Origin of the sequence: Rothia sp. HMSC065C03, from assembly GCF_001837295.1 — a bacterium.
Taxonomy (GTDB): Bacteria; Actinomycetota; Actinomycetes; order Actinomycetales; family Micrococcaceae; genus Rothia.
The window spans coordinates 1-275 of record NZ_KV832004.1 but is presented as its reverse complement, the minus strand read 5'-3'; the positions used below and the strand labels follow the sequence as shown (position 1 = coordinate 275).

Annotated in this window: 1 protein-coding gene; it reads right to left on the bottom strand. The window is 58.9% G+C overall.

The window, feature by feature from the left end:
• Positions 1–215 (bottom strand): hypothetical protein (locus HMPREF2605_RS04640; protein ID WP_141762282.1); only part of this gene is annotated, 215 nt, incomplete at its 3' end.
• Between the last annotated feature and the right edge of the window lie 60 nt (positions 216–275).

The window sequence follows — 275 nt, the reverse complement described above, 5'->3', positions numbered from 1 at the left end:
CAGTCGAAGAGCATGCGCGGGTCGGTGAAGGATTCGTAAGGGGCTGCATCGCCGAACGCGTTCCGCACATAGCTGGGGAGGTCTTTGGGCATGCCGTAACGGCGCCACTTGATAGGGTGGACGGTCAAATCCTTTTCCCAGGGGGTTTCGCCAGTAACACCGGGGGCACGGGTATGCATCAGCTCAGCAGAGAGGTCCTTGCCCTTGACCTTCATACGGTGCTGCTTTTCGAGAGAGTCATAGGAATAGCGAGCGCGGTTGTTTCGGTCGGCGTG